Genomic DNA, 16,331 nt, shown 5'->3' on the forward strand with positions numbered 1-16,331 from the left:
CCGGCGCCCCGTTTCGGGGGCACCGGCAATCCCTGTCCTTCTCAAGACATCGAACGATGGAGGCTCAGCCATGGCTGACAAATCGACATTCACCCCGGACGAATGGACGCTGCTTCTGGAAAGCGTGATGATGGCGGGCATAGCCGTGACCGCGGCCGAGCCAAGCGGGCTCTGGGGCATGCTGAAGGAGGGCCTTGCCAATAGCAGCGCGCTGCTGCAGGCAAAGACAGACGCGGCGGCAAATCCGCTCGTCAAAGCGCTCGTCGCCGATTTCGAGACGTCGCAGGGGCGAACCACGGCCCGAGACGGCCTGCAGGCCAAGCTGAAAGGCGCCAAGCCCGAGGAGATGAAGGCCCGGTGCATCGAGACGCTGCAACAGGCCCGCACGACCGTCGAGGCGAAGGCCCCCGGCGACGCCGCCGCTTTCACCGCATGGCTCTACCAGATCAGCCAACGGGTCGCCGAAGCGGCGAAGGAAGGCGGTTTCCTCGGCTTCGGCGGCGTGGCGGTGAGCGACGCGGAGAAGGCGACCCTGTCGGAAATATCAACGGCACTGAAAGTCGCCTGACGTCCGTTCAGGAAGCGCGAAGCGGGTTTCCGTCCGCACAGGCCGAAACAAGGAAATCGAACGTTCGCGCTTCCGTTCGGAACCGCGCTTGAACATCAATGCGGCCAACAGCCAGCCGTCGCCTGAGTTAGCTCTGGCGAGCCGGAAAAAATTTGGGCTAAGGCAGGATCGAAGTCCCGATGGCGGAGAGGGTGGGATTTGAACCCACGATACCCTTGCAGGTATGCCGCATTTCGAGTGCGGTGCATTCGACCACTCTGCCACCTCTCCGCATAGTCGGTCGGCGCTTGTTCGGCGCGGTCGGGTTCATAGCGGCAGATTCGGGTGCTGGCAAGGGCCTCGATGAAGATTATCCAATGTGGCGCGTGGCTTCTTCTTGACAGAAGGGAGCGTTTCCCTTAATTCGCGCAATGGAAGTGGTGTGGCTTGCCCTCACCGCAGCGGGTGTGATTTGCGCCCATTCACCGGCAGGGCCTCGGGAATGATCCCGAAAATCCTGCTCAAAATGTCGACTGACAAAAAGACGGCCTTGCCCCCTGGGGGTAAAGAGCCGGCCCGAACATGAAAGGATAAAGAATGTTCGCAGTCATCAAGACCGGCGGTAAGCAGTACCGCGTGGCAGCCAACGACGTCGTAACCATCGAAAAGCTGGAAGGCGTAGCAGGCGACAAGATTGAATTCACCGAGATCCTGATGGTCGGCGTCGGCGCCGATGCAACCATCGGCGCTCCGTTTGTCGAAGGTGCTGTCGTCAGCGCCGAAGTCGTTGAACAGGGCCGCGCCAAGAAGGTCATCGCCTTCAAGAAGCGTCGCCGCCAGAACTCCAAGCGCTCGCGCGGTCACCGCCAGCACCAGACGACCGTCCGCATCCTGGACATCGCTGCTGCCGGTGGCAAGGCAAAGAAGGCTTCCAAGAAGTCTGAAGCCGCCGCTGAAGCTGCAAACTGAGTTTTGGGATCGAAGGTTTAAAGGAGAACACCAATGGCACACAAAAAAGCTGGCGGTTCGTCGCGCAACGGTCGCGATTCTGAGTCCAAGCGCCTTGGCGTGAAGAAGTTCGGCGGCGAGAAGGTCATCGCCGGCAACATCATTCTGCGTCAGCGCGGCACCAAGTGGCATCCGGGCGCCAATGTTGGCCTCGGCAAGGACCATACGATTTTTGCGCTTACGGCGGGTAACGTGGACTTCCGTACGAAGGCCAATGGCCGCGTGTACGTGTCTGTAATGCCGAAAGCGGAAGCAGCGGAATAAGCCGGTAGCGCTCTAAAACAGCCGGCGTCTCATCGACCCGGCTGGCGCACCTGATGGTTCCAAGCCAGACCTGAAAAGGGGAGATGGGGCAATACCCAACTCCCCTTTTTCTCGTTCTGGAGGACGAACCATGCAAACCGAACTGTTGAGGGAAGACCAATCACGGTCTCCCGAACAAAGGCTGAGGCCCCAGAGGTCAAGGACCGATTGCCCGATATTGCTGTCACCCCGGCTCGTTCTGCGCGCGCCCCATGAAGACGATATCGACGCCCTTGCCCATCTTGCCAACAACGCCAATGTCGCGACCATGGTCTCGCGCATGCCGCACCCGTATACGACGGCCGACGCCGCCGATTTCGTGCGACGCGCGAAAGCCGGCACGATTGGCAAGTGCGTCTACGCAATTACCAAAGCGGACAATGGCGCATTCTTGGGTTGTTGCGGTATCGAGCCGCATCCCGATGGCAAGACGGCTGAACTCGGTTACTGGCTGGGCGAGCCCTATTGGAACCAGGGCTATGCCACGGAAGCCGCCCAGGCGCTGACCGACATGGCCTTCCGCACCCGCGACATCGACCAGATCGACGCGCGCTGCAGGGTCATGAACCTGGCATCGCGCCGGGTCATCCAGAAGTGCGGCTTCCAGTTCCAGGGCAGCGGCATGGTCGGCAGCCTGGCACTCGGCGGATCGATCTCGGTCGAATGGTACCGGCTCGACCGCAAGACCTGGGTTTCCTTGAGAAGCTGGGGAGGCATGCGATGAACGCGCTGACCTCCGATCGGTCGCACACCGCCGTTCGCCCCGGTCCCGGCCCGTGCCCTGTCATCGCGACCGGGCGCCTGGTGCTGAGACCACACCGGCTGGATGATGCCGAGGCGATCGCCCAGTCGCTGGCCGACTTCCAGGTAGCGCGCATGCTCGCGCGCGTGCCGGCACCCTACGATCAGCAGGATGCGTTCGATTGGCTGACACGCCAGACCTCCGGGCTCACCCCCGACTGGACACTGGCGATCACCACCGGCGACGACGTGCACATCGGCTGCATCGGCATCGAACTGATGCACGGCCAGTGGCATGTCGGCTACTGGCTGAACCGGTTCTACTGGGGCAAGGGCCTGGCGAGCGAGGCGGCCTATGCGGCGATCGAGCGCTTCTTCCGGCGCATGCCGGAGACAACCCTGCATTCCGGCGTCTTCGCCGACAATCCGGGGTCGCTCAAGGTCCAGGAGAAGCTCGGCTTCCAGATCACCGGATGCGCCCAAGTCTATGCGCTCGCCCGCAATGCGATGGTGGCGCATATCGAAACGCGGATGACCGCGGCAGATCTGCGCCGTCCACATTGAAAAGAAATGCCCCCCCCCGCGAGGCATGCCTTGGCGGGGGGCTTTGCTCATTCGAGTTCGAAGCCGATCGGCAGATGATCGGAGCCCTTGGCGTCATAGCCGGTCCAGGCATCCTTCAGCCGCGGCACCAGGCCCGCGCTGACGAAGGCATAATCGAGATGCATGCGCTTTTGAGGGTCCTCGGGATGAACCCAGCTATAGCTTTCCGGCGTCAGCCGACCGAGATGGGCGAGTGTATCGACCGGATTTTCGAGCCGGAGCGAGCGTCCGTAATAAGCGTCGCGCGACCCGACCATCGCACAGTATTCCGGTGTCTCCGGTTGCATGTTGAAATCGCCCATGACGACGAAATCTTCCGGATGCGGCGGCTCGGCCAAACCGAAATCGGAAGCTCCGGTAATGCCGCCGCCCTCGAGCGGATAGCCGAGCAGCCGTTCCTTGAGGAAGCGGATCTGGGCGATGCGTTCGGCGGGAAGAACGTGGTCGAGATGCACGGAATAGACGCGCAGCGGCCCATCCGGCGTGGCAATCAGCGCCTCGGTGGCGCCACGCTGCAGGTTCATCGGGCTGATGGTCCGAGTGCGGGGCAGCGAGATCAGCCGGGTCGACAGGATCGGCCAGCGCGACAGGATCATGTTGCCAAACTGGAAACGTCGGCTGACGGCGCGCCCGTCCTCGACCGAAGAACCGATATCGATGTCGCATGGGGCATGAAAGGTGGCGAAGTGACCGGGGAAGAGCGCTTCGAAACGGGCAACCAGATCGACGTGACCGTTGCGGTGAAAACCGCGCGTCACTTCCTGCAGCGCGATGATGTCGGCGCCGTCGAGCGACGCAGCGATGCGCTCGGGGTCAAACCGGCCGTCGAGACCGATGCCGTATTGGATGTTGTAGCTGGCAAAACGCACGATATTCTTTGACCTCTTGATGAACCGCCTATATCGATGGCGGCAAAATACGACCGCGCAAATACACAAAACAGATGGCAGACCCATGAAATTTCTCGACGAAACGAAAGTCTATATACGCTCCGGCGACGGCGGCGCAGGCGCCGTGTCGTTCCGTCGCGAAAAATTCATCGAATTCGGCGGACCTGACGGTGGCGACGGCGGCCGCGGCGGCGACGTCTGGGTGGAGGCCGTCAACGGCCTCAACACCCTGATCGACTTCCGTTACCAGCAGCATTTCAAGGCCAAGACCGGCACCCACGGCATGGGCCGCAACCGCACCGGCGCCGGTGGCGGCGACGTGACGCTCAAGGTTCCGGTCGGTACCCAGATCTTCGAGGAAGACAGCGAGACGCTGATCGTCGACATGGTCGCCGAAGGCCAGCGCTACCGGCTCGCCGCCGGGGGCAACGGCGGCTTCGGCAATGCCCATTTCAAGTCGGCCACCAATCAGGCGCCAACCTGGGCCAATCCCGGTCTCGAAGGCGAAGAAAAGACCGTCTGGCTCAGGCTGAAGCTGATCGCCGACGCCGGCCTCGTCGGCCTGCCCAATGCCGGCAAGTCGACCTTCCTTGCCGCCTGCACCCGGGCACGGCCGAAGATCGCAAATTACCCCTTCACCACCCTGCATCCGAACCTCGGCGTCGCCACCATCGATGGCAATGAGTTCATCATCGCCGACATTCCCGGCCTGATCGAAGGTGCGCATGAAGGTGTGGGGATCGGCGACCGCTTCCTCGGCCATGTCGAGCGCACCCGCGTGCTGCTCCATCTCGTTTCCGCCCAGGAAGAAGACGTCGCCAAGGCCTACAAGACGGTGAAGCACGAACTCGAAGCCTATGGCGGCGGGCTCATAGACAAGCCAGAGATCGTCGCCCTGTCGCAGATCGACGTGCTCGACGAAGACGAGTTGAAGGTGAAGGCCAAAGCACTGGCAAAGGCCTGCGGCGAGCAGCCCCTTCTGCTGTCGGCCGCCACCAGCAAGGGCATGACCGAGGCACTGCGGGCGCTGCGCACCATCATTGTCGCAGCAAAGTCCGGAGAAGAAAGCGCCTGACATGACGAAGACCCGCAAGCCGCTTCAAAAGTATCGCCGGGTCGTCATCAAGATCGGGTCGGCGCTGTTGGTCGATCGCGCGACCGGGCTGAAAAAGGCCTGGCTCGACGCCATGTGCGCTGATATTGCCGCCCTCAGGTCCAAAGGTATCGACGTTCTCGTCGTCTCCTCCGGCGCGATCGCGCTTGGCCGCACGGTGCTGAAACTTCCCCCCGGCGCATTAAAGCTCGAGGAAAGCCAGGCAGCAGCAGCCGTCGGCCAGATCGCGCTTGCCCGCGCCTGGTCGGAAAGCCTTTCGACCGACGCCATCGTTGCCGGCCAGGTGCTGCTCACGCTCGGCGACACCGAAGAGCGCCGCCGTTATCTCAACGCCCGCGCCACGATCAACCAGCTCCTGAAGCTCGGCGCCGTGCCGATCATCAACGAGAACGATACGGTCGCCACCACCGAGATCCGCTACGGCGACAACGACCGGCTGGCCGCCCGCGTCGCCACCATGGTCGGCGCCGATCTACTCGTGCTGCTGTCCGATATCGACGGTCTCTATACGGCACCGCCGCATCTCGACCCCGACGCCCGCTTCCTCGATACGATCGCCGAGATCACGCCCGAGATCGAGGCGATGGCGGGCGGTGCGGCGTCCGAACTGTCGCGTGGCGGCATGCGCACCAAGATCGATGCCGGCAAGATCGCCACCACCGCCGGCTGCGCCATGATCATCGCCTCGGGCAAGCCCGATCACCCGCTGGCGGCGATCGAGAATGGCGCCCGCTCGTCCTGGTTCGCCCCGTCGGGCTCGCCGGTGACCGCGCGAAAAACCTGGATCGCCGGGCAGTTGCTGCCGGCCGGTACGCTTTCCATCGACGCCGGCGCTGAAGACGCCCTGCGCTCCGGCAAGAGCCTGCTACCCGCCGGCGTGCGCGAGGTGAAGGGTACGTTCAGCCGCGGCGACACCATTGCTATTCTCGGCGCCGCAGGGCGCGAGATCGCCCGCGGGCTTGCCGGTTACGATGCCGACGAGGCCCGCCAGATTGCCGGCAAGAAATCCGCCGAGATCGCCGCGATCCTCGGGTACGCCGGCCGCGCCGCCATGGTGCACCGCGACGATCTGGTGATGACCGGCAAGCGCGCCGACGAGAAGGACGGCCGGAGGGATGAAGTCCATGCTTGATGAAGTCAGGAAAACCGATGACGTCGAAAACGTCATGCTGGAGATAGGCCGCCGCGCGAAAGCTGCAAGCCGGCCGCTCGCCGTCGCCACCGCCGAACGCAAGCATGCGGCGCTGATCGCCATGGCCGAGACGGTCGTCAATCGCCGCGACGAAATTCTCGCCGCCAACGCCATCGACCTTGAAAACGCTCGTCAGTCCGGCGTCGCAGCGTCCTTCATCGACCGCCTGACGCTGACGGAGGGCCGCATCCGCGACATGGCCGACGGCATTCGCGCGATTGCCGAACTGAAAGATCCGGTCGGCGACGTCATCGCCGAATGGGACCGCCCCAATGGCCTGCACATCGAGCGCGTTCGCACGCCGCTCGGCGTCATCGGCGTGATCTATGAGAGCCGGCCCAACGTGACGGCAGACGCCGGTGCGCTCTGCCTGAAGGCCGGCAACGCCGTTATCCTACGCGGTGGATCCGACAGCTTCCACTCCTCGCGCGCCATCCATGCCTGCCTTGTCGAGGGATTGAAGGCTGCCGGCCTGCCGGAACATGCGATCCAGATGGTGCCGGTCGCCGACCGCGCCGCCGTCGGCGCCATGCTTTCGGGCCTCAGCGGCACCATTGACGTCATTGTTCCGCGCGGCGGAAAGAGCCTCGTCGCCCGGGTCCAGAACGAGGCGCGCGTGCCGGTGTTTGCCCACCTCGAAGGCCTCTGCCACATCTATGTCGACGCATCGGCCGATCTCGCCATGGCCGAAAGGATCGTCGTCAATGCCAAGATGCGCCGCACCGGCATCTGCGGCGCTGCCGAGACGCTGCTGATCGACAGCAATGCTGCGGACAGACTGGCAAAGCCGCTGCTTCAGGCGCTGCTTTCGGCCGGCTGCGAAGTGCGGGTGTCGAAGGAACTGGCTGGCAGCATCGACGGATTGAAGCCGGCGACCGACGCCGACTGGTCGACGGAGTACCTCGACGCGATCATCTCCGTCCGACTGGTGGACGGCATCTCCGGCGCGATCGAGCACATCAACACCTGGTCCTCGGCACACACCGAGGCAGTGATTGCCGAAGACCCAGTCGTGGTCGAACGTTTCTTTGCCGAGATCGACTCCGCCATCCTGTTGCACAATGCCTCCACCCAGTTTGCCGACGGCGGCGAATTCGGCATGGGCGGCGAGATCGGCATTGCCACCGGCAAGATGCACGCCCGCGGCCCTGTGGGCGTCGAGCAACTGACGTCGTTCAAATATCGCGTGCGCGGCGCCGGTCAGGTCAGGCCCTGACGTGACATCTTCGGACGTGAACGGCCGTTACCTGCGCATGCCCCATGTCGAAAGCGGCATGGTGGTCGGCCTGTTCGGCGGCTCGTTCAATCCGCCGCACGAGGGGCATGTGCTGGTTGCCGAAACGGCGATCCAGCGCCTCGGCCTCAACCAGCTGTGGTGGATGGTCACGCCAGGAAACCCGCTGAAGAACCACAATAATCTGGCGCCGCTTGCCGACCGCATCGCACTCAGCGAAAAGATCGCGCGCGATCCACGGATCAAGGTGACCGCCTTCGAAAAGGCGCTGGGACAGAGCTATACCGCCCGCACGCTTGCGATGGTCCAGGCGCGCAACAGCGATATTCGCTTCGTCTGGATCATGGGTGCCGACAACCTCAAGAGCTTTCACCGCTGGCAGAACTGGCATAAAATCGCCCGCACGTTTCCGATCGCCGTCATCGATCGGCCGGGCTCGACGCTTGCCTATCTGTCCTCGCGCATGGCAAAGACCTTCGACTACGCCCGCATTGACGAGGACGACGCTCGGCGCCTTGCTTTTCACCGGGCACCCGCCTGGACCTTCATCCACGGGCCGCGCTCTTCCATGAGTTCGACGGCCCTTCGGTCCGCCAGGACGGCGTGAAATCGAATGATTCATTTCTCGCGTCTTGAAACCGTTCTGGTTTGATGACTACATTTACTGACGGTTCGAGCGAAACAGTCGAATCGGAAGTGCCTGTTCTGTTCACTTGGAAAGGAAAGACCCTGACAACAGCACACGCCAAGGGATATGCGGCCTCCGCGTTCCCACGCAGCACGGGATCTAGCGACGAAGCCGCTGTCCGTGCGCTTAACCTGGTCCTCGAAAGCCTAGAGGACTCGAAGGCAGAAGATATCGTCACCATCAACATTGCCGGCAAGTCGGCGCTGGGAGACTTCATGGTCGTTGTCTCCGGGCGGTCGAGCAGGCATGTCGCGGCGATTGCCGACCACCTGACCACGGATCTGAAGGACGAGGGCTTCGGCAACGCCCGCGTCGAAGGTCTGGAAACAGGTGACTGGGTGCTGATCGATACCGGCGATGTGATCATTCACATCTTCAGGCCGGAAATCCGGGAGTTCTACAACATCGAGAAGATGTGGGCGACACCGGAAATCGAGGACGGCACGCTGCATTGAGACCGTCGGGTTCGTCGGACGTCTGAGCCGTCGCGCGAGCCGGGTTGCGGTCATGCATGTTGGGAATGTGGCTGTCATCGCCGAAACGGCGCATCACAGCCGAGATGATTGTTGCGACTGATCGTAGCTGCAGCGCCGCCCGTCCGGTATGACACCGCGAAGGTCGCTGTCAGGCTCTAGAGCGCTGCATGATCTTCTCCTTGAATCGATCCCGGTTTCAGGAGGTGTGCAACGCGCGGTCCAGCGCAGACGGAGACGATTGGCTCATGCGTATCGGACTTTTCGCAGTCGGCCGCCTCAAGGCGGGGCCGGAAAAGGACCTTGCGGCCCGCTACCTCGATCGTTTCGCCAAGGCCGGTCCGGCAATTGGGCTTGAGCTTTCCCGCGTGGTCGAAGTCAACGAAAGCCGCGCATCCAACGCCGACACGCGCAAGCGCGACGAAGCCACGCAGCTGGAAAAAGCGTTGACCGACGGCAGCCTCTTGGTGCTGCTCGACGAACGCGGCAAGGCGCTTGATTCCGAAGGCTTCGCATCGCTGCTCGGCACCTTTCGCGACAGTGGCAAACGCGACCTGATGATCGCCATCGGCGGCGCCGACGGGCTCGACCCGAGCCTTCATGCGCGCGCCGACGCCGTGCTTAATCTCGGCAAGATGACCTGGCCGCATCAACTGGTGCGCATTCTGATCGCCGAGCAGCTCTATCGCGCCGTGACCATCCTTTCCGGGCATCCCTACCACCGTGTCTGAGACATGGGCCCGCGCAGCGCGCGATAACGAGAATATGTGTTGGTCGCACCCCGCAAATCAGATTAGGCTTTTTGGCAAGAGCGTTTCACGCCCGGCAACACTGCCGGGCAAACGCTCAGAGGCATTGAAACTGCGCATGACGCTCTCCGTTACGAGGTTCCGGCTCGCGGATACGTGCGCAGGTATTTCCGGCTGGACGCCTAGGGACGAATGACGCGCCGAAGCATGATGAGCGCTTTCGAAAAAATCGGTGGCGATGCACGGCGGCCCGCCCGCGCTGCGGCGCTGCTGGCGCTTGGGCTTGCTGTCGCACTTCCCGCTTTCGCTCAGGATGCCCCGGCGACGCCTGGCACCTCTGGCGTGGATCAGCAGCAGGGGCCACCTGATCCGGCAGCAAACCTCACTCTTCGTCGCGACAGCACCCGCAGCGAACTCGATGCACTGTCGAAAACGATCACGCTGTCTCAGGAGCGTGCCGACGAGCTGGCGACAACCATTGCCGAGATCGACAAGAGCAATGAGGCGCTGCGCAGCGCCATCGTCGATTCCGCCAAGAAACGGCAGGATCTGGAACAGCAGATCGTCGACGGCGAAAAGAAGCTGAGTGACCTACGCACCAAGGAAGACACTGTGCGTCGCTCGTTGCGCGCCCGGCGCGGTGTTCTGGCTGAAGTGCTCGCAGCCCTGCAGCGCATGGGCCGCAACCCGCCGCCGGCGATCCTGGTGACACCCGAGGACGCGCTCGGCTCCGTTCGCAGCGCCATTCTGCTCGGCGCCGTCGTGCCCGGCATTCGCGAGGAAACGGATAACCTTGTCGCCGACCTGAAGGCGCTTGCCGAGATCCGCGCCGGCATCGGCAAGCAGCGTGAAGAGCTGACGGCAGCGATGACGGCCAATGTCGAGGAGGAGCGTCGCATGTCGATGCTCGTCACGGAAAAAGAAAAGCTGCGCCAGAAGAGTGCGACCGAACTTGCCGCCGAGCAGCGGAAAGCCCAGGAGCTCGCCTCCCAGGCGACCAATCTTGAAGGGCTCATCGGTTCGCTCGAAAACGAAATCGCCTCGGTGCGCGATGCGGCGGCCGCTGCCCGCGCCCAGGAGGAAGAGCGCCTGCGCATGAGCGAGGCCGAGCGCGAAGCGGCGCGCGAGCTGGCGCGAAGCGCCGTGCCCGACAAAAACCGCATTGCGCCAGCATACGTCTTCTCGGAGCTGAGGAATAAGCTTGCCTATCCGGCCGCGGGATCGCTTTTGCGAAAGTTCGGTGATGCCGATGGTACAGGGCACTCCCTGCAAGGGATCATGTTGGAAACCAACCCCGGCGCGCTGGTGACTGCGCCGTCAGATGGCTGGATCGTCTATGCAGGCAATTTCCGCAGCTATGGGCAGATGATCATTCTCAATCCGGGCGACGGTTACCATGTGGTGCTGTCGGGGATGGAGACAGTGAGCGTGCAGACCGGGCAATTTGTCGTGGCGGGAGAACCGCTTGCGACGATGGGTGCAAAAAGAGTCGCAAGTGCTGCGGCCTTGGCGCTGGAAACGGACCGGCCGACGCTTTACATTGAATTCCGAAAAGACGGAAAACCGGTTGATTCCCGACCGTGGTGGACCGCAGCTGAGGTTGGAAAGGCGCGAAATGATACGTAGGGCTTCACTTGTTCTGGTCGGGGCGCTGATGGGTGCAACCGCTATGGGCGTCGTTTACTCGGCTGTCGTTCCAGCCGTTGCGGCCAATACCTCGACCTATCGCGAGCTGGCGATTTTTGGCGACGTGTTCGAGCGCGTACGCGCACAATACGTCACCCCTCCGCAGGATGACAAGCTCATCGAGAACGCCATCAACGGCATGCTCTCGTCGCTTGATCCGCATTCGAGCTACATGAACTCGACAGACGCCGAGGACATGCGCACCCAGACCCGTGGCGAATTCGGCGGTCTCGGCATCGAAGTGACGATGGAAGACGACCTCGTCAAGGTGACGAGCCCGATCGACGACACGCCGGCCGCCCGCGCCGGTGTTCTCGCCGGCGACTTCATTTCCAAGATCGATGGCCAGGACGTTCGTGGCCTGAAGCTCGAGGATGCGGTCGAAAAGATGCGTGGCGCCGTCGGCACCCCGATCAAGTTGACGATCCTGCGCAAGGGCGCCGACAAGCCGATCGAACTGTCGATCGTGCGTGACGTGATCGCTGTTCGCGCCGTCAAGTTCCGCACCGAAGGCGACGTCGGCTATCTCCGCGTGATCTCGTTCACCGAGAAGACCTACGACGACCTGAAGAAGGGCATCGAGAAGATCAAGTCCGAAGTGCCGGCCGACAAGCTCAAGGGCTATGTCCTCGACCTGCGCCTCAACCCGGGCGGCCTGCTCGATCAGGCGATCAACGTTTCGGATGCCTTCCTGGAGCGTGGCGAGGTCGTTTCGACCCGTGGCCGCAATCCGGATGAGACCCGCCGCTTCAACGCCACGCCTGGCGATCTGACCGACGGCAAGCCGGTGGTCGTTCTCGTCAACGGCGGTTCGGCTTCCGCATCGGAAATCGTTGCGGGCGCCTTGCAGGATCTGAAGCGCGCGACCGTTCTCGGCACGCGTTCGTTCGGCAAGGGCTCGGTACAGACGATCATTCCGCTTGGTGAAGCAGGCGCTCTGCGCCTGACGACGGCGCTCTACTACACGCCGTCGGGCAAATCGATCCAGGGTACGGGCATCACGCCCGACATCAAGGTCGAACAGCCGCTGCCGCCGGAACTGCTCGGCAAGGTCGAAGCCCAGGGCGAATCCGATCTGCGTGGCCATATCCAGGGTCAGAGCGAAACCGACGAAGGGTCCGGCTCTGTCGCCTATGTGCCGCCGGAGACCAAGGACGACCTGCAGCTCAACTACGCGCTTGACCTGTTGCGCGGCAAGAAGTCCGATCCGGCCTTCCCCGCAAGCCCTGAGCAGGCAGAACTCAAGAAGTAAGCCATTGAAGGCGCCGGGCTGGTCAACCCGGCGCCTTTATACTATGTGGGCAGCAGGTGCTGCCGGAAACCGCTGATTCTCCAAAGACGGCGCATCCTCACCCGGCAACTCTCCTTCAGGTCGACCGAGGCTCCGTTTGGGAACAGATCTCAATGCCCCCCTTGGCCAGAACCGCCGGGGAAAGCCCGCGACAAAACGCGACCGTCGTCGCCTTCTCAGCTATTCCGTTGTCGGCATCATCGCTGTTTGCGTAACCGGCCTTTCCGCCTGGAACGCCATCTCTCCCGACGGATTGCGCAGGCAAGCCTCAACGCAAGGCGAGGCTGCGCCGGAAACGGCACAAACAACAGGCAAAGCACCCAATCCAACAAGCGGGCAAGCATCAAACACCAGTGGTGGCACGCTAAAGCCGGGCACCGCCTTTTCCGGCGCCCATGTCGAGGAAACCCTGACGAACGACGGCACCACCGTCACCAAGTTCACGCCGCGCCAGCGTGACGGCAGCGGACCTGCGCTGATCAATGTCGGGCCGATCCGCGGCCAGGACCCGCGCATGGCTGCCCTTCCGAATGACGACCTGCTGGAAGACAGTGCCGAGGGCCGCCTGCCGATCACCGGCGCCGACGGACTTCGGCCGATGGACCAATATGCCCGCCCCTGGTCGGGCGCGCGCGGCACCCGCATCGCCCTTGTGGTCGGCGGCCTTGGGCTCAGCCAGACCGGCACGCAGAAGGCCATCCGCGACCTGCCACCGGACGTGACACTCGCCTTTGCCGCCGCCGGCAACAGCCTGCAACGCTGGATGCAGGAGGCGAGGCGCAGCGGTCACGAGGTCCTGCTGCAGATCCCGATGGAGCCGTTCGACTACCCCGACAACGACCCGGGGCCGAACGCGCTGCGGCTCTCGCTCAGCGCGCCGAAGAACCTGGCCGCCTTGCACAAGAACATGGCGCAGATCACCAACTATACCGGCATCATGAACTATCTCGGCGGACGCTTTCTCTCCGATGCCGATGCGCTGGAGCCGGTGATGCGCGACCTCGGCAAGCGCGGCGTGCTTTTCCTCGACGACGGGACATCGGCCCAATCGCTGTCCGGCAAGCTCGCCGACGCCTTCGATGTTCCGCACGGCTTTGCCGACATCACAGTCGACAGCGAGCTCAGCCGCAATGCCATCCTGAAGAAGCTTGATGAACTGGAACGCATCGCGCGGCGCAATGGCACGGCTATCGGCGTTGCCTCGGCCTTCGACGAAAGCGTCGCTGCGATCGCGCAATGGGCGGGCGAAGCACAGGGACGCGGCATCGAAATCGTCGGCGTCTCGGCGTTGGTGAAGGATCCGCAGCAGAGATAGGCGACGCACCGCGCTCACGCGGCAACCATGCCGGCTGATGAAACCGAGCGATGGATGTCCTGTTTCCCGGATCGGACAACGCAGGAGAACGTCGGTCGGGCGCCGTAGAGCGTCTTCACCTCGTCTCGTGGCCGGCTTCAGTGGCGAAAAGCAGGAAACCGTTGCAGACCCGGAACCGGGGTGCGATGAGACATCGAAACGGTTCGAACATTTCGAGGACAGCGCCATTGCGATCAAGCGGTGCGTTGGCTTTGAGCGAGGAGAGGACAGCGGATGAGCAAACACAACGACAAGCCCCTCAGGCCGGAAGACCTGCCCTATCGCCCCTGTGTCGGCGTCATGGTGCTGAACCGCGCCGGCCTCGTGTGGGCCGGCCACCGGATTGCCGTCGGCAATTCCGAATATGACGGCTCGCCGCAACAATGGCAGATGCCGCAGGGCGGCATCGACAAGGGCGAGGATCCGCTGAAGGCCGCCTATCGCGAGCTCTACGAAGAAACCGGCATGCGCACGGTCTCGCTGCTTGCCGAAGCCCCGGGCTGGATCAACTATGATCTGCCCTCGCACCTGATCGGTATCGGCCTCAAGGGCAAGTTTCGTGGCCAGACGCAGCGCTGGTATGCCTTCCGCTTCGAAGGCGACGAAGATGAGATCGCCATCAACCCGCCGCCCGGCGGCCACGAGCCGGAATTCGACGCCTGGGACTGGAAGCCGATGCGCGACCTGCCCGAGATGATCGTTGCGTTCAAGCGCAAGGTCTACGAGGAGGTCGTCGCCGCCTTCGCCCACCTGGCGCCGTAACTCCGCCTTGTTGACCGGGCGCTGACCGGCGCGAGGTGATACCAACCTGCGCCGGTGACCTCTTGCGTCGGACCGTCTGCCGGCGAGGAGCGATATCTTTCCATCAGCCGAGGATTGCCGCCGCCGGTCGCCTGCGGACGAACCACTGGAAGAGACGACGTCCTGCCACCTTGTGACCTCTGCAATCCCCCAGAACCGCTTGCCCCCTGTTGCGGCTTTGTCGTTACCGGAAAGAAAAGCCGCAGATGGCGCAAGACGTCATTGGCAGCGCAGAGGTTGGCACGGGCGCCGGGGTTGTTCGAGCCGGACCGGTTGTGCGCAGGGCCACCGTACCATTTGAAGGTGGGGCCATGGATACACCCGATCAGAGGTCTCGCAAGCTCCGATCAGGTTTATCGGGATGCGCCACTTCCGCGGCAACCAGCAGCCTGCACATCCATCCCTTGAACACCACCGGCGGCGGGCGCATCAAAGATCTCCCTCGCCTGAGCCTAAAAAGAAAAGGCCGCCGGAGTGATCGGCGGCCTTTTGCTTGAAGGGTGCGCGGTGCTCAGTCGACTTCGGCTTCGTTGGCCGGTGCGGCATTGAGCTGGCCGTACTTCTCTTCGCCGATCTTCTCGAGCAGTTCGAGCTGGGTTTCGAGGAAATCGATGTGACCTTCCTCATCCGCCAGCAACTCTTCGAACAGCTTCATGGAGACGTAGTCTCCGGCCTCGTGACAGATGTCGCGGGATTTCTTGTACGCCTTGCGGGCATCGTATTCACCGGCGAGATCCGCCGTCAGCACTTCCTTGACGTTCTGGCCAATGCGCAGCGCACCGACCGTCTGCAGGTTCGGATGGCCTTCGAGGAAGATGATGCGCGCCACGAGCTTGTCGGCGTGGTGCATTTCTTCGATCGACTCGGCACGCTCCTTCTTGGCAAGGAGCGTGTAGCCCCAATCTTCGAGAAGGCGGAAATGCAGCCAGTACTGGTTGACGGCACCGAGTTCGAGATAGAGCGCTTCGTTAAGCTGCTCGATGACCTTTTTGTCGCCTTTCAAGATCCGCCCTCCGGTTATCCTCATGGAATTGTTTGAGGCGGGCCATGAAATCAAATATCTCGACATCCGTCGAGTCGCGACGGCCGTGATATTGCTCGGTGGTACGAATGATGATGTCGACGACGTTGGGGAAGCAACCGCAGCAGCGACCGCGTTTCTCCATCGCGTGATAGACCTTCGCCGGCACGATCAGCTGCCAACAGTCCTCATCGAGGAGGGCTACGATCGTATCCTCGATGTCTTTTTCCGTGATGAAATTGCAGCTGCAAACCAGCATGTCGTCTTGCCTGTGATACGCAACGTCCTGAATTCGCTCATAAAGCAAAAGAGGATATTTATTGTCAACAAAAAACTCCGCGAGTGGAAGTTGTACGCCGATTAGAACGAATCTAAACATGACAAAAAACATCGTATTTTCAGAATATTAGCTCTATCGCATCGACTCCTCCGGCTGTGGATTTCTATGCGACTCTGTCGGGAGGCTGCGACATTTTCACGCAGCCTTTAGGTGATGTTTTCGACCTGACGATCGCCAGCTGGGTTGAGCGCTGAAAATGCGTCTTGAACACAGCTGTCATACCCTGGACTACCACTCCCTTTGTCCTGCGCGCAGTCTCGCGCAAGAGCCGCTGCCGGTTGCGAGCAGCATGGCTC

The 16,331-nt window shown here is 62.5% G+C and carries 18 protein-coding genes and 1 tRNA gene; 15 read left to right on the top strand and 4 right to left on the bottom strand.

The window, feature by feature from the left end:
• The first annotated feature begins 70 nt into the window (after positions 1-70).
• Complete coding sequence (locus AC07UR_RS14485; protein ID WP_209790441.1) at positions 71-568, top strand: hypothetical protein; 498 nt, start codon at positions 71-73, stop codon at positions 566-568.
• A 180-nt stretch (positions 569-748) separates the two neighbouring features.
• Here the strand turns inward: AC07UR_RS14485 and AC07UR_RS14490 are convergent.
• Positions 749-838: transfer RNA gene (locus AC07UR_RS14490), tRNA-Ser, on the bottom strand.
• A 306-nt stretch (positions 839-1,144) separates the two neighbouring features.
• Between AC07UR_RS14490 and rplU the strand changes: the two genes are divergently transcribed.
• From rplU to AC07UR_RS14510, 4 genes are all read left to right on the top strand, one after another.
• Positions 1,145-1,516, top strand: a complete 372-nt coding sequence (gene rplU, locus AC07UR_RS14495) for a 50S ribosomal protein L21 (RefSeq protein ID WP_025425118.1) — start codon at positions 1,145-1,147, stop codon at positions 1,514-1,516.
• Between the two features lie 33 nt (positions 1,517-1,549).
• Positions 1,550-1,819 (top strand): 50S ribosomal protein L27, encoded by a 270-nt coding sequence (gene rpmA / locus AC07UR_RS14500; protein ID WP_025425119.1) that lies wholly within the window; start codon positions 1,550-1,552, stop codon positions 1,817-1,819.
• 130 nt (positions 1,820-1,949) lie between these two features.
• A complete protein-coding gene (locus AC07UR_RS14505; protein ID WP_025425120.1) occupies positions 1,950-2,582 on the top strand; it encodes a GNAT family N-acetyltransferase in 633 nt (210 codons plus the stop codon).
• Positions 2,579-3,163 (top strand): GNAT family N-acetyltransferase, encoded by a 585-nt coding sequence (locus AC07UR_RS14510; RefSeq protein ID WP_209790440.1) that lies wholly within the window; start codon positions 2,579-2,581, stop codon positions 3,161-3,163. The genes AC07UR_RS14505 and AC07UR_RS14510 overlap by 4 nt, the downstream gene beginning before the upstream one ends.
• Positions 3,164-3,210: 47 nt before the next feature.
• Here AC07UR_RS14510 and AC07UR_RS14515 read toward each other — a convergent pair whose 3' ends face one another.
• Entirely contained in the window at positions 3,211-4,071 is an 861-nt protein-coding gene (locus AC07UR_RS14515; RefSeq protein WP_173418301.1) for an endonuclease/exonuclease/phosphatase family protein, read from the bottom strand.
• Between the two features lie 85 nt (positions 4,072-4,156).
• Here AC07UR_RS14515 and obgE point away from each other — a divergent pair, with 85 nt between their 5' ends.
• From obgE to AC07UR_RS14565, 10 genes are all read left to right on the top strand, one after another.
• Positions 4,157-5,167, top strand: a complete 1,011-nt coding sequence (obgE, locus tag AC07UR_RS14520; RefSeq protein WP_173418302.1) for a GTPase ObgE — start codon at positions 4,157-4,159, stop codon at positions 5,165-5,167.
• A 1-nt stretch (position 5,168) separates the two neighbouring features.
• On the top strand, positions 5,169-6,338 hold the full coding sequence (proB, locus tag AC07UR_RS14525; RefSeq protein ID WP_173418303.1) for a glutamate 5-kinase: 1,170 nt from the start codon (positions 5,169-5,171) through the stop codon (positions 6,336-6,338).
• Positions 6,331-7,614 (top strand): glutamate-5-semialdehyde dehydrogenase, encoded by a 1,284-nt coding sequence (locus AC07UR_RS14530; protein ID WP_209790439.1) that lies wholly within the window; start codon positions 6,331-6,333, stop codon positions 7,612-7,614. The genes proB and AC07UR_RS14530 overlap by 8 nt, the downstream gene beginning before the upstream one ends.
• A 16-nt stretch (positions 7,615-7,630) precedes the next feature.
• Positions 7,631-8,239: a nicotinate-nucleotide adenylyltransferase gene (locus AC07UR_RS14535; protein WP_209790593.1), complete on the top strand. Its 609-nt coding sequence runs from the start codon at positions 7,631-7,633 to the stop codon at positions 8,237-8,239.
• Between the two features lie 44 nt (positions 8,240-8,283).
• Positions 8,284-8,775 (top strand): ribosome silencing factor, encoded by a 492-nt coding sequence (rsfS, locus tag AC07UR_RS14540; RefSeq protein ID WP_173418305.1) that lies wholly within the window; start codon positions 8,284-8,286, stop codon positions 8,773-8,775.
• 266 nt (positions 8,776-9,041) lie between these two features.
• Positions 9,042-9,524 carry a 23S rRNA (pseudouridine(1915)-N(3))-methyltransferase RlmH gene (gene rlmH, locus AC07UR_RS14545; RefSeq protein ID WP_209790438.1) on the top strand — a complete coding sequence of 161 codons (483 nt, stop codon included), beginning with the start codon at positions 9,042-9,044 and terminating at the stop codon, positions 9,522-9,524.
• A 225-nt stretch (positions 9,525-9,749) separates the two neighbouring features.
• Positions 9,750-11,168 carry a murein hydrolase activator EnvC family protein gene (locus tag AC07UR_RS14550; protein WP_234902834.1) on the top strand — a complete coding sequence of 473 codons (1,419 nt, stop codon included), beginning with the start codon at positions 9,750-9,752 and terminating at the stop codon, positions 11,166-11,168.
• Positions 11,158-12,480, top strand: a complete 1,323-nt coding sequence (locus AC07UR_RS14555; RefSeq protein WP_173418308.1) for a S41 family peptidase — start codon at positions 11,158-11,160, stop codon at positions 12,478-12,480. Before AC07UR_RS14550 ends, AC07UR_RS14555 begins: the two co-directional genes overlap by 11 nt.
• Before the next feature lie 136 nt (positions 12,481-12,616).
• A complete protein-coding gene (locus AC07UR_RS14560) occupies positions 12,617-13,834 on the top strand; it encodes a divergent polysaccharide deacetylase family protein (protein WP_209790437.1) in 1,218 nt (405 codons plus the stop codon).
• A 273-nt stretch (positions 13,835-14,107) separates the two neighbouring features.
• A complete protein-coding gene (locus AC07UR_RS14565) occupies positions 14,108-14,635 on the top strand; it encodes an RNA pyrophosphohydrolase (protein WP_173418310.1) in 528 nt (175 codons plus the stop codon).
• Positions 14,636-15,185: 550 nt separating this feature from the next.
• Here the strand turns inward: AC07UR_RS14565 and bfr are convergent.
• Positions 15,186-15,677: a bacterioferritin gene (gene bfr / locus AC07UR_RS14570; RefSeq protein ID WP_494700060.1), complete on the bottom strand. Its 492-nt coding sequence runs from the start codon at positions 15,675-15,677 to the stop codon at positions 15,186-15,188.
• On the bottom strand, positions 15,643-15,954 hold the full coding sequence (locus AC07UR_RS14575; RefSeq protein WP_173420914.1) for a (2Fe-2S)-binding protein: 312 nt from the start codon (positions 15,952-15,954) through the stop codon (positions 15,643-15,645). The genes bfr and AC07UR_RS14575 overlap by 35 nt, the downstream gene beginning before the upstream one ends.
• Positions 15,955-16,331 lie beyond the last annotated feature (377 nt).

This window comes from Ensifer sp. GW821-FHT05G01 (assembly GCF_059419585.1).

Bases quoted from the DNA above. Each gene is read 5' to 3' on its own strand.
- AC07UR_RS14550 (WP_234902834.1), top strand. From the start codon at position 9,750: ATGATGAGCGCTTTCGAAAAAATCGGTGGCGATGCACGGCGGCCCGCC.
- obgE (WP_173418302.1), top strand. From the start codon at position 4,157: ATGAAATTTCTCGACGAAACGAAAGTCTATATACGCTCCGGCGACGGC.
- AC07UR_RS14575 (WP_173420914.1), bottom strand. From the start codon at position 15,954: ATGCTGGTTTGCAGCTGCAATTTCATCACGGAAAAAGACATCGAGGAT.
- AC07UR_RS14565 (WP_173418310.1), top strand. From the start codon at position 14,108: ATGAGCAAACACAACGACAAGCCCCTCAGGCCGGAAGACCTGCCCTAT.
- AC07UR_RS14555 (WP_173418308.1), top strand. From the start codon at position 11,158: ATGATACGTAGGGCTTCACTTGTTCTGGTCGGGGCGCTGATGGGTGCA.
- rsfS (WP_173418305.1), top strand. From the start codon at position 8,284: ATGACTACATTTACTGACGGTTCGAGCGAAACAGTCGAATCGGAAGTG.
- AC07UR_RS14505 (WP_025425120.1), top strand. From the start codon at position 1,950: ATGCAAACCGAACTGTTGAGGGAAGACCAATCACGGTCTCCCGAACAA.
- rpmA (WP_025425119.1), top strand. From the start codon at position 1,550: ATGGCACACAAAAAAGCTGGCGGTTCGTCGCGCAACGGTCGCGATTCT.
- rlmH (WP_209790438.1), top strand. From the start codon at position 9,042: ATGCGTATCGGACTTTTCGCAGTCGGCCGCCTCAAGGCGGGGCCGGAA.
- AC07UR_RS14530 (WP_209790439.1), top strand. From the start codon at position 6,331: ATGCTTGATGAAGTCAGGAAAACCGATGACGTCGAAAACGTCATGCTG.
- AC07UR_RS14510 (WP_209790440.1), top strand. From the start codon at position 2,579: ATGAACGCGCTGACCTCCGATCGGTCGCACACCGCCGTTCGCCCCGGT.
- rplU (WP_025425118.1), top strand. From the start codon at position 1,145: ATGTTCGCAGTCATCAAGACCGGCGGTAAGCAGTACCGCGTGGCAGCC.
- proB (WP_173418303.1), top strand. From the start codon at position 5,169: ATGACGAAGACCCGCAAGCCGCTTCAAAAGTATCGCCGGGTCGTCATC.
- AC07UR_RS14485 (WP_209790441.1), top strand. From the start codon at position 71: ATGGCTGACAAATCGACATTCACCCCGGACGAATGGACGCTGCTTCTG.